Origin of the sequence: Nocardia brasiliensis NBRC 14402 (assembly GCF_000308475.2) — a bacterium.
Taxonomy (GTDB): Bacteria; Actinomycetota; Actinomycetes; order Mycobacteriales; family Mycobacteriaceae; genus Nocardia; species Nocardia brasiliensis.
Genome location: NZ_BAFT02000060.1, coordinates 135,387 through 148,744, shown reverse-complemented (window position 1 = coordinate 148,744; position 13,358 = coordinate 135,387). Strand labels below are relative to the sequence as shown.

The window sequence follows — 13,358 nt, the reverse complement described above, 5'->3', positions numbered from 1 at the left end:
TGGCCGACGAACACCATCCGCCGAGGATCGTTTGTGTGACTCGGGGAGTGTCGTTGTCGAAGGTTCGTATTCTCGGCGCTGTCGGCGTCGTTGTTGTTCTCATCCTGGCCGGATCGCTGTACTTCGGCTTGCGCGACAAGTCCGATGACGCGCCGGCGAAGCAGAAAGCGATCTCGGTCGCGGTCGATGTGACCAATCTGCCGCAGCGCGTGATTCAGGTGAAACAGACCATCCCCGTGCAGTCGGGCGAGGTCGAATTGCTGTTTCCGCAGTGGCTGCCCGGCAACCACTCGCCGTCCGGTCCGATCGACAAGATCGGAGGCATCACCTTCACCAATGCCGGGAACGAGCTGGAGTGGAAGCGTGATCCGAAGAACGTGTTTGCATTCAAGGTCGCGGTGCCCGACGGCGTGGACTCGATCGACGCCCGCTTCCAATACCTGACCCCCACCGACTCCACGCAGGGGCGCGTGGTGATGACGCCGAATATGCTGAATCTGCAGTGGAATGCGGTGGTTCTCTATCCGGCCGGCCCGCCCGCCGGCGAGATTCCCTTCACCGCGAGCGTCACCTACCCGCCGGGATTCGAAGCCGGAACCGCGCTGGATGTGGCCGGCAAGGACGGCGACACGGTGAACTACAAGACTGTTCCGTTGGACATCCTCGTCGATTCGCCGGTGTACGCGGGGCGCTATCACAAGGAGTTCGACCTGGCGCCCGGCGCGAAACCCCCGGTGCGGCTGCAGGTATTCGCGGACGCGCCGGAGCAGCTCGAAGCCAAGCCCGAGCACATCGAGCTGCACAAGGCGCTGGTGCAGCAGGCCGTGAAACTGTACGGCTCGCAACACTACGACCACTACGACTTCCTGCTGTCGTTGTCGGATCAGCTCAGCTCCAACGGATTGGAACACCAGCGGTCCAGCGAAAACGGCCAACCCACCGACTATTTCACCGGGTGGAATCCCGCGGTCGGCAGCGCCGATCTGCTCGGACACGAGTACACCCATTCCTGGAACGGCAAGTTCCGTCGCCCGGCGGACCTGTGGACACCCAACTACAACGTCCCGATGCAAGACAGTTTGTTGTGGGTCTACGAGGGACAGACCCAGTATTGGGGCAACGTGCTCACCGGCCGGTCCGGTTTGCGGCCCGCGGAAGTCTCGCGTGACGCGTTGGCCTCGGTAGTCGCCACGTACACCGATAACCGGCCCGGACTTTCCTGGCGCAGTGTGCAGGACACCACCAACGATCCCATCATCGCGCAGCGGCGTACGAAGCCGTATCGGTCGTGGCAGCTCAGTGAGGATTACTACCAGGGTGGGCAACTGGTGTGGCTGGGCGTGGACGCGCGGATCCGCGAACTGTCCGGGAACACGAAGTCGCTCGACGATTTCGCTCGCGCGTTCTTCGGTGTCGACGAAAACAAATGGGAGTCCCAGAACACCTACGATTTCGACGACGTCGTCTCGACGCTGAACGGCGTGGTCGCCGACGATTGGGCGAAGTACCTGCGCGATCGCCTCGACGGAAAAGAACCGTTCGCCTCGAGCGTCGAGAAGACGGGCTGGAAGTTGGTCTACGACAACAATCCGGGTGCCCTGCTCACGGCGCAGATGAAAACGGCCGAGGGCGCTGTCAACTACACCTACTCGATCGGTCTCAACGTGTCCGGCGCGGGCAAGGTCACCGATGTGCGCTGGGACGGACCCGCGTTCAAGGCGAAAGTCGGCACCGGGATGACGGTGGTTTCGGTCAACGACGCCCCGTATTCCCAAGCCACGATGGAGGCCGCGATCGAGGCGGCCAAGACGAACCCGGCTCCGATCCGCTTGCAGGTGAAGGACTTCGACCAAACCCGGACCATCGAACTGAACTATCACGACGGCCTGCGCTACCCCCACCTGCAACGCATCGAAGGCACCCCGGACTACCTCACCCAAATCCTCGCCGCCCGCAACTGACGCGGCGGTTACCTGCCGCGCACCTGTTGGCGTCCCGCGCGCGTGTCATTCGGCTGACACGCGCGCGGGGCGCTGAAATGTGCGCGCGAGGCGGCTGCTAGCGGTCGGCGAGTGCGGTCACTACGAGGCGGGCGCCGTGGGCGGGGACGTTGGTGATGTTGCGGACGCGGCCGGGTTCTGGGGGGCCGGGGAGGGTCAGGTGGTAGCGGGTGAGGACGGTGCGGAGGACTACCGCACCTTCCATCAGGGCGAAACCTGCTCCGAGGCAGCGGCGTACGCCGCCGCCGAAGGGTAGCCAGGTTTGCGGGGTGACGTCGCCGTCGAGGAAGCGCTCCGGCCGGAAGTGTTGCGGCTCAGGGTGGTTGGCCGGGTTCTGGTGCGCCAGGACGATCGAGGTCGACACTCTGGTGCCGCGCGGCAGGGCGACCCCGCCGATGGTCAGGTCGCGGGTGAGCTGGCGTTGTACCCGGCCGATCACCATGCGGTGGCGCAGCGCCTCTTTCATCACCGCTTCGAGATATTTGTCGTCGCCGTCGCGGCTCGCCTGACGCGCCCGGTCCTGCACCGCGGGCGCGGCGGCCAATTCGTGAAAGGCCCAGGACAGTGCGGACGCGGTGGTCTCGTGTCCGGCGAGCAGCAGCGTGACGAGCTGGTCGCGCAGCTCCGCGTCGCTGAGCGGTTCGGTGGCGGGATCGTCCCCGGAACCCACCGCGAGCAGCCGGGACAGCACGTCGGCGTAGTGGTCGACGTCGGGTTGGCTTCTGCGGCGGGCGATCTCGGCGTAGAGCAGGTCGTCGATGGCGGCGAGCGTCTCGGCGAAGCGGCGCCACGGCCCGAAACGCCGCAGCCACGGCCATTTCCAGCCGAGCAGCACGACGGGGCTGACCGCGGTGACCCGGCGCAGCTGCGGTGTCAGCTCGGCCCGGCGGCGCTCGTCGGCGACGCCGAAGACCACCTGGGTGATCACGTCCAGCGTCAGGTCTTCCATGCGTGCGAGCAGGTGTTCGGTGCTCCCGGCGGTCCACCGTTCCACCTGGGTTTTGGTGATGTCCTCGACCAGGGCGCGGTAGCCGTTGAGGGCCGCACCGGTGAACGCGGGCATCAGCAATCGGCGGGCGCGGGCGTGTTCGCGGCCGTCGGTCAGCAGCACCGAATGCTCGCCCATGATCATCGCGAGCTCCCGATACGCCTCGCCCGCATGGAGATCCGCCGGTGCGGCGGCGAAGATCTCCTTGATGTGGTCGGCCCGGGAGAACACCACGATGCGGTCCGGATAGGGCGGCAGTAGCCGCACGGTGAAGACATCGCCGAAGCGGCGCGCCTGCGCGCCGAGGAACTGGGCGTGCCGCTTGGTGTGCAACACCGTCTGGAGTAGTCGCGGTAGTCGTGGTGCCGGTGGGTACGCGCCGGTCATCAGGTGGTCCTTTCCGCCGAGTCGGGCTGAGGCCGCCCCGTCGCGCCCGCGCGCCGCGCGTAACCCTCGATGACGACGAAGGCGACCGCGCTGAGCGCCGCGGCGGCGATCGGCAGGGCGAAGGGACTGAACAACGAGAGGGTGACGCCGCCGGCGATGCTGCCGAGGGTGACACCCAGGTAGGTCGACGACGAATTGAGCGCCAGCACCTGGGTCGCCGAATCGGGCGCGGAATCGAGCAGCATGGTCTGCATGGCCGGTGCGTTCCAGTAGAGCGACAGCGACCACACCAGCGTCAGCAGCACGAGCACCGGCAGCGGGATGGGGGCGAACGCGGTGAGCACGGAGAACACGACCATGGTGCCGAGGAACAGTCCGAACCCGATCCGCAGCGCAGCGGAGGGCCCCTTCTTGTCCACGTAGATGCCGCCCGCGACCGAACCGAGCAGGCCCGCGACACCGGCCACCGCGAACAGCAGACCGCGTTGGCGCAGCGATGAATTCGAGAAGTCGGCGGCGAACGGGCCGAAATAGGTGAACATCATCAGCGCGCCGCCGAGCAGAATGGTGTTGCCCAGGAGCACGGTGACCACCGGCCGACTGGACAGTGCCTGCAGATGTGTTCGCGCCGAGGCCAATTCGCCCGGTTTGTCGAGCTGCGCGCGGACCCCGAACAGCAGCGCCGTCGACAGCACGCTCAACCCGGCGAAGACGACGAAATTGCCGCGCCAGCCGAACACGCTGGCGCACAGCGTGCCGAAGGGTACGCCGACCGCCAGCGCGCCGACGATGCCGGTGGACACGATGCCGATGTAGGAGCTGCGCTTCTCCGGCGGCGCCAGCATGGGCGCAAGGGCGAACATCGCGGGCAGGCAGGCGGCGGCCGCAGCCGCGGCGAGCACCCGCAGCAGCATCAGCTGCCAGAACGAATCGACCAGCGCGGCCAGCAGATTCGCGATGACGAACACGGCCGCGGCGGCGACGAAGACACCGAAGCGGCTGCGCCGGGCCGAGGCGAACGCGATCAGCGGCGCACCGATCACCAGTACCAGCGAATAGATCGAAACGAGCTGTCCCGCCGCGGATTCCGAGATGCCGAGATCGGCGGCCAGCTCGGGTAGCACACCGGCGATCATGTAGTCATCGGTGTAGAAGACGAATACGGCGAAGGTGATCGCTATCAACCAGAACGGCATCGGGCCTCCAATGGCGGGTGGTCAGGGGACGAGAAAGTCCGTGGCGATCTTGTCCGGGTCCAGGCATAGCGACCGCTCGCCCATTGTCGATCGATCGCGGGTTCCCGTGGCGAAGATCGCGGCCCAGTCCCGGTGATACAGCGGATCGCCGTCCCAGGGCCGCCACGCGATATGCGGTGTCAGCGTGACGCGGCCCTTATCTATCCACGGCCGCAACAGCTCGGTGCGCTCGTCGGTCTCGACGTCGCTGGTGAGCCGTCCGGTGCCGGCCGCCAGCCAGCGCAGCAGCGCGCCTGCGTCGACGGGCGCGGAGCGCGCGGGATTGACCAGATGCCCGTCGTGGCGCAGCAAGCCGAACAGGGTGTCACCGATGTAGTCGACCAGTTCGGGAAGTCCGGGCAGCGCAACGACCATCAGGTGCGCGAAGCGGCCCGGCAACCGGTCGATCGGCACGGCCGCCGCGGTGCCGAGCGACTGTGCGGCACCGGATCGTGGACGGACCACCGTCACCGCGGCACCGAGTCCGGCCAAAGTCTGCGCGACGGTGCGCCCGAATGCGCCGTATCCCACCACGAGCGCCGCGCGCCGGTGGAACGGCTTGGGCATGTCCTCGAAAACAGTTGTGGTGCAGTGCAATACCTGCTGGGTGACCACATATTCGGTGAGGGCGGGCGCATACGCTCGGGCGCTGCGCGTCACCAGATTGTCGCGCGCGAGCGCCGGAACGTGCGGGTAGGTGGGCGCGGAGGAGACCAGGTGTACCCAGCAATCCTTTGTCGCGGCGGCGGTTTCGGCCAGCTCCGCGGCGGTGAGGTCGTGGGCCGCGAGCGCGACCATGGTGCGGGAGAGCGGAGTTCCGGGCGGCACCGGTTCGACGCGCACCTGCGCGTCGCGCAGCGGGTCCGCGATCGTGGCGGGATCGGTCGACGCGCCCAGGCAGTAGAGCGTCGACCGATCCACCGTGACGGGCCGCATCAGCGCCCGGCGGTCAACGCCAGTGGAACGCGGATATGTCCGTGCAGTACCACAGAATCCCGCCATTGACGGCCCGGCAGCAACCGGGCCTCGGGATAGGCGGCGAGGAAACTGCCGACCGCCACCTGTCCCTGCACCTTCGCCAAAGATGCGCCGAGACAACGATGTACGCCGGTGGAGAAGCTCATGCTGGTGCGCGCCGCCACATTGCCGACGTCGAGCCGGCCCGGGTTCGGGTAGGCGCGGGTGTCGTAATTGACCGCGCCGACCCAGATCAGCGCGCCGGTGCCGGGTGCGACGACCCGGTCGCCGACCTTGGTTTCCACCCGTGCGGTGCGGTGCGTCAGCTGGATGGGGGAGTCGTAGCGCAACAGCTCCTCGAACCAGGGGTCGGTCAGACGGCCGTCGTCGAGCACCTCGTCGCCGAGACCGTGTTCGAGCACGGTGACAATGGAATTGGCGATGAAGCTGACCGTGGTCTCGAAGCCCGCCGCGAACACGAAACCCACCAGGGTCAACAACTCTGGAAAAGTCAGCTCGCCGGCGCGGTGCATGTGCACGCAGTCCTTGAGGAACCCGTCGCGGAGCTGGTCGGGGTCGGTGCGGCAATCGAGCACGAAGTCGGTGAACTTGCGGGCCACCGTCATACCGCGCCGGTAATCCGGATAGGTGATCCCGACATCGAGCAGTTTGGCTCCGTGCCCGCCCAGCGCGTCGAGCATGTCCGCGCCCAGGTCCGGAATGCCCAGGAAATCCGAGATCACCCGGATCGGGATCTTGCGGGCGAAATCCGCTACCAGGTCGATCTGTTCGCGGCCCGCGAGCTCGGCGAGCACGGCTGCGGTGTGACCGGTGATCACGTCGATGGATGCCGTCACGGCGCGATGGGTGAACATCGGGAACACCAGTTTGCGCAACCGGGTGTGCTCGGGCGGGTCCATGAAAACGAGGGCGGGAGCGTCGAGCGCGATCGGCACGGAACGCCGGGTCAGCCAGCGGTAGAGTCCCGCGGCGGGCGGTATCGCCACCGGCTGGTCGGCGGACCAGTCGTTGCTGCGCAGGATCTCCTCGCTCTCTTCGTATCCGGTGACCACCAGGCCCGCGGCGCTGTCGTGCACGCCGGCGTTCGCGCCGATCTTGGTGAGGATCGCCCGATACGGATCGCCCTTCTCCGGCGGGCGCAGGAAGAGCCGGCCCACGTCGTTGCCGTCGCCGAGCATCGAATCGGGCAGCAACCGCAGTGGGCCGTGCAGCAGGAACCAGCGAATCGGATCAGTGACCACCGAGCTCACGGAGGACAACGTCGACACCCCCTTGTCGTTGCATTGCGGCATAGAAGTTTTCGCGTTCGAAGCGGAACAGCGCCGCTTGCTTGTGCGGTAGGTCCACCTCGCCGAGTTCGTGACCGTCCACCACTTTGCAGACGCTGCGGTCCAGTGCACGCACCAGCTGGTTGGCGGCGGACGGATCGGAGATCACCCCCGTGCACTCCGGATAGGTCTCGAAGACACCGGCGATGAGCGCGACCCAGAACGGCAGCGCGTACCCGAAATAGTCCGGCTCACCGATGCATCCGTGCATACCCATATCGAGTTCCGGCGTGTCGTAATAGTCGGCGACCACGTCCAGCGCCGCCCGGTAGAGCTCGACGTAGCCGCCGCGCTGTCCGTTCTGTCCGACGAGGAACGGCCGAGTCTTGTTGTCGGAGAACTGGAATTCGATCTCGGCCTGCCAGCCGTCCCGATCCCAGTCCTTGTGCATGGCGAATTGCACGTGCGGTCGGGCCATCCACTCGACCACCTGGTCGATCTCCGCGGTGGTGTCCGGCGTGACCGGGGTCAGCTCCCACGGCGTCGGCAGCGTCGGCACCTTCCATTCCTGAAAGGCGAAGTCGGTCAGCGGTTTCCCGCGGCGGCGGGACCGATCTATGGGTTGTCGCCTGCTTGCCACTGCTCACCCCTCATTCGCGACCGCCAGCAGTTCGAGCGCGGTCAGGACGGCATCCGTGCGGCCGCTGAGCCGCGCCCGGCCGCCGAGGCGGATGTGATCGAACGTCGCGTCGACGGGCAGCTCGTCGATGCGGTCGGCGCCCTCGATCGGCCTGCCGACGCGCCACAACCAGCCGCCCGAAGCGTCGGCGTCCACCTTCGGCTCGGACCAGTCGAGTCCGGCCTGGATCCGCAGATTCAGCAGCTCGAGATCGATACCGGTGATGATCCTGGATTGGAACGGCACCTCGCCGCCGGACGCCCGCGCGCACACCTCACTGACCACGACATCGGTGAATTCCGTTCCACTGGAAAGGTATTCGACGTGCGCGGGGAAAGTCCCGTCGAGTCCGAGCGCGGTGCAGGTGCGGATCGCGAGATCGGCCAGCCGGGCCTCGAGCTCGGGTGCGACCCGGGCCGAGCCGGAGGGCCCGCCCGTGGTCAGGTCCAGCAGCGAGCGGATGTAGAGCCCCGAGAACAGGTGCGTCACAGTGCCGTTCACCACGAGCACTTCCGAATGATATTGCGGCCCGCCGAGCAACCGTTCGATCAGCCCGTCGCCGAGCGCGACCGGATCGACGGCGCCGAACGGCTCGACCCGGATGCCGCGCAGATTGGCCTCCGCGGCCGGCTTGACGATGACGAGTTCGTCGTCGCCGAACCCGGTGAATCCGGCGGTCGTCTCGACGGCGCCCGCCGCCACGATCAGCGATTCGGGCACCGGGACGGCGGCCGCCTCCAGCGCGCGCCGCATCCGCCCCTTGTGCCGATAGTTCTCCAGCGAGCCGGGCACCGGTGTCGGCAGGCCGCGTTCCCCGCACAGCTGGGCCGCGAGGCCCAGCAGGTACTCGTCGTTGGTCACGACGGCGCTCGTCCCGTCCGGGAGCAGCGACCGCCATTCGCCGATCGGGGCGATGTGCTGCTCGCCGAGGTCGTCCAGGGTCACTTCGGCATCGCGGACCAGCGGCACCTCGCCGGTCCGCAGGATCCGTAACCGGGCGCCCGTCGCCGCTACGGCCGCTCCGAAGTCGGCCAGCCCTTCGCTGCCGAGCGATTGCTTCGCCTGCAGCAGGACCACCGTCGCGCGCTCACCTGATGACAACACGCCTCCATGCCTCTAGGTGCTGGTCGACGCGCTGGCAGCCCGTGACGACGGCTTCCGGATCGCGTGCCAGCGATATACGGATCAGGTCGGTGCCGAGATTCGGCTGCTCCCAGTAGAACAGCTCGCCGGGCAGTACGTGTACCCCGACCTCGCCCAGGTCGGTATACAGCGCGTTGGCGGCGACGCCGGCGGGCAGCCGGAACGTGTCGACCGAGATCCGCGAATCCGGATAGGCGGGCGGCAGATTGATGTTGTCGCGGGCCAGGGCCCGGTTGCGCTGGATGTCGCCGCGCAGTTCGTCGTAGCCGCCGTGTCGGCCGTCCTCGGCGAACAGTTCGACCACCCGCAGAATGAACGGCGAGGCCGAGAGCATGTGGTCGGAGTACATCCTGGCCAGCGGCAGCGGGTTGCCCGCGTTCCAGTTCAGGAACCCGGTCTTGAGTTCTTGCAGGGGCCAGAGCTTTCCGGTGTCCTCGATGATCACCCAGTCGAGCGCGAAACGGCCGAGCACGGCGTACATGTCGTACTGCGCGCGCAGATCCTGTGCCCGGAAGCACGAATCGATGACGAGCACGGTGCCGCGCTCGGCGCACGCGGCCGCGATATCGCGTAACCGCTCCGCCGCGAGCACGGTGCCGGTCGGATTGTTCGGCGAGACGATGAACAGCACCCCGCCCGGCGGCGCTATATTGTCGAGCGGCCCACTGGCCAAAGCCTTTTCGGCCACCGAGCGGATGCGCAGGCCGTGGCCGGCCAGCAGGTCGTGCAGGTTGTCGAAGGTCGGCTCGACCATTGCCACCGGGCGATCGGCGAGGCGAATCGCCTTGCCGATCATGTCGATGGCGGTGGAGGAGGAATAGCAGCTGCGAAAGCTGATGTCCTCGGCGAGCGCGCTGTGCTGCCCGATCGAGGACAGGAACGCGGCCCGCGCGCTCTTCTCGACCACGTCCACCGGCAGCTTGCGGGTATGCGCGAAGATCTCCGGGAAGGCGGCGACGATCTCGGATTGGCTGGTGGACAGCGACATTCGAGGGTGACCGTCGGACAGGTTGACACCGTCGACGAGCGCCCTGACCTCCAGGTCGGTGATGTTGTCAGGCATGCAGACGACCGTCCTGTTGTATCCGGTTCCGCCGGGCGGCCGCGGCGAGCGCCATGATCTCGAAGATCACCGCGACGCCGAGATGGGCGGTGATATCGGCGGAGTCGTAGGGTGGCGAGATCTCGACCAGCGAGACGGTCCGGATGTTCGGCAGCTCGAGCTCGCGCAGCAGTTGCAGCGCGAAGGCCGACGACGGCCCGCCGACCTCGGGGGTGCCGGTGCCGGGCGCGCACGACGGATCGACGAAGTCGATGTCGAAGGTGAGCGCGACCGGGTTGTCGCCGACCTTGTCCCGCACGATCCGGCCGAGTTCCCGGCAGCCCAGCGCGAGCGCCTCGTCGCTGTGGATCACGGTGAATCCCATGCCGTCCGGGGCCAGGTCCTCGCGGGGCACGCTGCCGCGCATGCCGATCTGCACGCTGGTGGTCGGATCGATCAGGCCTTCGTCGACCGCCCGGCGATAGACCGTGCCGTGGAAATGCTCGACCCCGAAGTAGTTGTCCAGCACGTCGCGGTGGGCATCCAGCTGGACCAGCGAGAGCGGACCGTGATGCCTTGCCGCAGTGCGGAGTTCGGCGATAGCCAGGCTGTGGTCACCGCCCACCAGGATCGGCAGCGCGCCGATCGCGTGCACGGCGTCGACGCCGTGCTCGATCAGCTCGAGGGTTTGCAGGTGATACCCCGGGATGATATGCACATCGCCGCCGTCGACGACGGAGAGCAGGTCGGTGATCACCAGATCGCGTTCCCGGCTGCCCAACCGGGCGAGCGTGCTCGCGGCACGCACCGCCTCCGGCCCGAATCGCGCGCCGCTGCGATAGCCCGTCGCGCCGTCGATCGGCACTCCGAGGATGACGGCGTCGACACCGTCGCCGGCGGTGAGCTCGCGCACGGGCCGATAGGGGAGCCGGAAGAAGGTGCGCGGGCCCGAGCTCAACCGGGAGACCGCCTGGCTGTCGGTGTAGTCAGTCATCACTGGATTCCTTGGACCGCAACAGGATTGCCGTCACGATCCCGGTTTCGTCGAGGCCGGGCGTGTCCACGTCCGCGGCCACCACCTCGAGCCCTTCGCTGTCGAACAGGCCGAGCCAGTACTGCTTGGTCGCCAGGCGCTGGTCGGTGAACGGGTGCAGCAGGAAATAGTGGTTGTAGTAGTTCGTGCGGTGCGGGTCCTTCATCGACTCCGCGTTGTCCCAGCAGTAGTCGATGTCGATGACGAGCAGTTCCAGCCCGGGATTGTTGTCGAAGAGGGTCCGCAGGAACTTCCGCACGCCCGCTTCGCCCTCCTGCCCGAGGATCTCGTGGATGACGAAGCTGATGATGCCGAAGTCGTAGTGCGAGTCGGTGTGCTCGAGATGGCCGGTCGCGTTTGCGTTCACGATGCCGATCCGGTCCGCGTGCAGCGAGCCCGCGACGAATTCCACTGCGGCCGCCGCCCCTTCGGGGCTCGGCTCGATGCCGGTGAGCCGCATCTCGGGATATCTTTCGGCCAGCGTGGTGAGGAAGATCCCGCTGCCGCAACCCAGATCGATGCCGCTGCGGTAGGTCTTCCCGCGCTGGTCGAGCACCCGGTACATCAGCGGGATCGCGTCGTGCACGCTGATCGCGCAGCTGCCGACCCCGACCATGCGGCCGTCGCGGGGCACCGCCGCCGGATCGGTGAAGCCCTGGCCGATCTCGAGGAAGGTTCGCCCGTAGCCGCCGATCATCATCTGATACCAGCCGCGGGCCTCCCAGATCTGTACCAGCTTGTCCGTGGCGCGGTCATCCTCGGTGTAGCCCGCGGTGCGCAGGAACAGTTGCAGTGCCTCGACCCGCTCCGGCGTCGTCACGACCGACTCCAGCGCTTTGCGGGCCGGGACGCCGTTCACGACGATCTGTTCGAGGATGCCGTGCTCGATCAGGTTGTACAGCACAGCCGACTGCACGAATCCGCTGAACGGTTCCAGCGCTTCGATCAGGCGATTCCGGGTGAGCATGTGGTTCATACCTCTCTTGCGGTAGTTCTGCGCGGGTCAGCCAGCGGCGAGCCGATCGGGATCCCCGACGAAAGCGAGTTCGTACTTGTTCTGCCGGTATCCGTAGGCCCCCGAGGACAAGTTGGTGAACAGCGTCCAATCGGAGAGCTGCGGCGCGACGGGCAGCAGACCCTGCCCGCTGGTCCGACCGGGTTTCGGGCAGATGAGGTCCAATCCGGCGATCTGGGACAGCAGTGTCGCCGCGCCCTCGATGCGCTCGGTGAAGTTGCCGATGCCCTGCAGCAGCGTGGTGCGATCGGCAGCCCAGAAGCCGTAGCGCTCATCGAAAGTCGCGGATTCCAGGGCAGCGGCGAAATCTCGTTCGGTGCTCGTGGCGAACCGGCGCAGCTTCGCCAGCAGCACCGCGGGCTCCTTGGCCGAGGTCGGGCCGCCGTCCAGGACTCGCTGTGCGAGTTCGTGATACAGCTGCGCCTTCGCCGACATCCGCGCCAGCGCCTGCACCCAGGCGGGGTGGGTCATGCCGGTGCGGGCCCGGAACGTATTGCACTGCTCGACCGAGCCGTCGATGAACACGTCGGCGTTGGGCACGAAGGCGTGGTCGAGCTCGATGATCGCGTCCTGCTCGTCGAGCACATCGATCGATTCGTCCGGAATCTCGTGTGCTCCACGGAAACCCGGCCGTGCGTGCACCTTGACGCCGTCGCTGCCCGGCTCGATGGCGACGCACAGCGCGGTGGACGCCTCGGCCTGCGACAGCATGCGGTAGGGGTAGATCAGCAGCACGTCGGCGTACGGCGCGAGGGTGGCCAGCTGCTTGAAACCGCTCAGATAGATGCCGTCCGGATCTCGTGCCACGACCCGCAGCAGATGGTGCTCGGAAATGCGCCCGCGTTCGGAGATATCGGAAATCGCATGGGTGAGGATCGAATTGGCCGCGCGGCAGCCGCGATGGAACTCCTGTACGCGTTCGGCGTTTTCCCCGAAATGGGTGGCATTGGCGGCCCACGCGGAGACGATACCGGCCAGGAAATCAGGGCTGCGCCCGAGCAGTCCACCGCTGTAGGTGGCGAATCGGCGCAGTTGCCCGGCGTACTCGAAGAACTGATCTCTGGTCGCCGGTGGCGTCCAGATGCAGTCCCAGAACAATTTCAGTTCCGGATTGGTCCGCAGCCCGTCCAGGGTCTTTGCAAATGGCGTGCGATCGGTCGCCACACGCGCCGTCGAAATGCTGTCGGTCGAGCAGGTGATCTGCTGAGTTTCCAATGGATTTCCTTAGCCTGCAACCCGGATAACTACCGTTGACGTGGTGTCCGGGCAGATGAGTAACCTTGCGGCTATCTGTGCTGCGGCCCGAGCGGTGTGTATACCCCGATGAATCAGGTCGAATGCATAGAAACCCCCCGCTCTCGAGATGGACAACCTGTAGCATGCCTCGCTCGCGAGAGTCATGAAAACCCCCTGATCGGGGGGTTGCCGATATCGCCGAAACGGCGAGAATGCCAGCCCACCCGCGCGTGTAATAACTTCTGTCGCAATGCCTCTCATTCAACACCAGCTTGTCAGGAGTATGCCCCCGGCAGCGTTGCGAGGTGGGTGTGTCGGTGCTAGATTCGGGCCGACGGGGGCTGAGCTTTCCCT

The 13,358-nt window shown here is 66.8% G+C and carries 11 protein-coding genes; 1 reads left to right on the top strand and 10 read right to left on the bottom strand.

The window, feature by feature from the left end:
• Nucleotides 1-47: 47 nt before the first annotated feature.
• Nucleotides 48-1,961 (top strand): M61 family metallopeptidase, encoded by a 1,914-nt coding sequence (locus TY25_RS19965; RefSeq protein WP_052383080.1) that lies wholly within the window; start codon nucleotides 48-50, stop codon nucleotides 1,959-1,961.
• Nucleotides 1,962-2,058: 97 nt separating this feature from the next.
• Here TY25_RS19965 and TY25_RS19960 read toward each other — a convergent pair whose 3' ends face one another.
• Genes TY25_RS19960 through TY25_RS19915 form a run of 10 tightly spaced genes read right to left on the bottom strand, consistent with a single transcriptional unit; the run spans nucleotide 2,059 to nucleotide 12,983 of the window.
• Nucleotides 2,059-3,375: a cytochrome P450 gene (locus tag TY25_RS19960; RefSeq protein ID WP_042258291.1), complete on the bottom strand. Its 1,317-nt coding sequence runs from the start codon at nucleotides 3,373-3,375 to the stop codon at nucleotides 2,059-2,061.
• Nucleotides 3,375-4,571, bottom strand: coding sequence for an MFS transporter (locus TY25_RS19955; RefSeq protein ID WP_042258290.1), 1,197 nt, complete (start codon nucleotides 4,569-4,571; stop codon nucleotides 3,375-3,377). Before TY25_RS19955 ends, TY25_RS19960 begins: the two co-directional genes overlap by 1 nt.
• 21 nt (nucleotides 4,572-4,592) lie before the next feature.
• Nucleotides 4,593-5,546, bottom strand: a complete 954-nt coding sequence (locus tag TY25_RS19950) for an NAD(P)-dependent oxidoreductase (RefSeq protein WP_042258288.1) — start codon at nucleotides 5,544-5,546, stop codon at nucleotides 4,593-4,595.
• Nucleotides 5,546-6,838 carry a cytochrome P450 gene (locus TY25_RS19945; RefSeq protein WP_042258287.1) on the bottom strand — a complete coding sequence of 431 codons (1,293 nt, stop codon included), beginning with the start codon at nucleotides 6,836-6,838 and terminating at the stop codon, nucleotides 5,546-5,548. Before TY25_RS19945 ends, TY25_RS19950 begins: the two co-directional genes overlap by 1 nt.
• Nucleotides 6,819-7,496, bottom strand: coding sequence for a GNAT family N-acetyltransferase (locus TY25_RS19940; RefSeq protein ID WP_146153986.1), 678 nt, complete (start codon nucleotides 7,494-7,496; stop codon nucleotides 6,819-6,821). Before TY25_RS19940 ends, TY25_RS19945 begins: the two co-directional genes overlap by 20 nt.
• A gap of 3 nt (nucleotides 7,497-7,499) precedes the next feature.
• Nucleotides 7,500-8,636 carry an ATP-grasp domain-containing protein gene (locus TY25_RS19935; RefSeq protein ID WP_146153985.1) on the bottom strand — a complete coding sequence of 379 codons (1,137 nt, stop codon included), beginning with the start codon at nucleotides 8,634-8,636 and terminating at the stop codon, nucleotides 7,500-7,502.
• The gene (locus TY25_RS19930) at nucleotides 8,623-9,741 is read right to left on the bottom strand and encodes a pyridoxal phosphate-dependent aminotransferase (protein ID WP_042258285.1); all 1,119 of its coding nucleotides are present in this window, start codon (nucleotides 9,739-9,741) and stop codon (nucleotides 8,623-8,625) included. Before TY25_RS19930 ends, TY25_RS19935 begins: the two co-directional genes overlap by 14 nt.
• Nucleotides 9,734-10,714: an arginase family protein gene (locus tag TY25_RS19925; protein WP_042258284.1), complete on the bottom strand. Its 981-nt coding sequence runs from the start codon at nucleotides 10,712-10,714 to the stop codon at nucleotides 9,734-9,736. The genes TY25_RS19930 and TY25_RS19925 overlap by 8 nt, the downstream gene beginning before the upstream one ends.
• Nucleotides 10,707-11,720: a methyltransferase domain-containing protein gene (locus TY25_RS19920; protein ID WP_162184214.1), complete on the bottom strand. Its 1,014-nt coding sequence runs from the start codon at nucleotides 11,718-11,720 to the stop codon at nucleotides 10,707-10,709. The genes TY25_RS19925 and TY25_RS19920 overlap by 8 nt, the downstream gene beginning before the upstream one ends.
• 36 nt (nucleotides 11,721-11,756) lie before the next feature.
• Nucleotides 11,757-12,983, bottom strand: coding sequence for a 4-hydroxyphenylacetate 3-hydroxylase N-terminal domain-containing protein (locus tag TY25_RS19915; RefSeq protein ID WP_042258282.1), 1,227 nt, complete (start codon nucleotides 12,981-12,983; stop codon nucleotides 11,757-11,759).
• Nucleotides 12,984-13,358 lie beyond the last annotated feature (375 nt).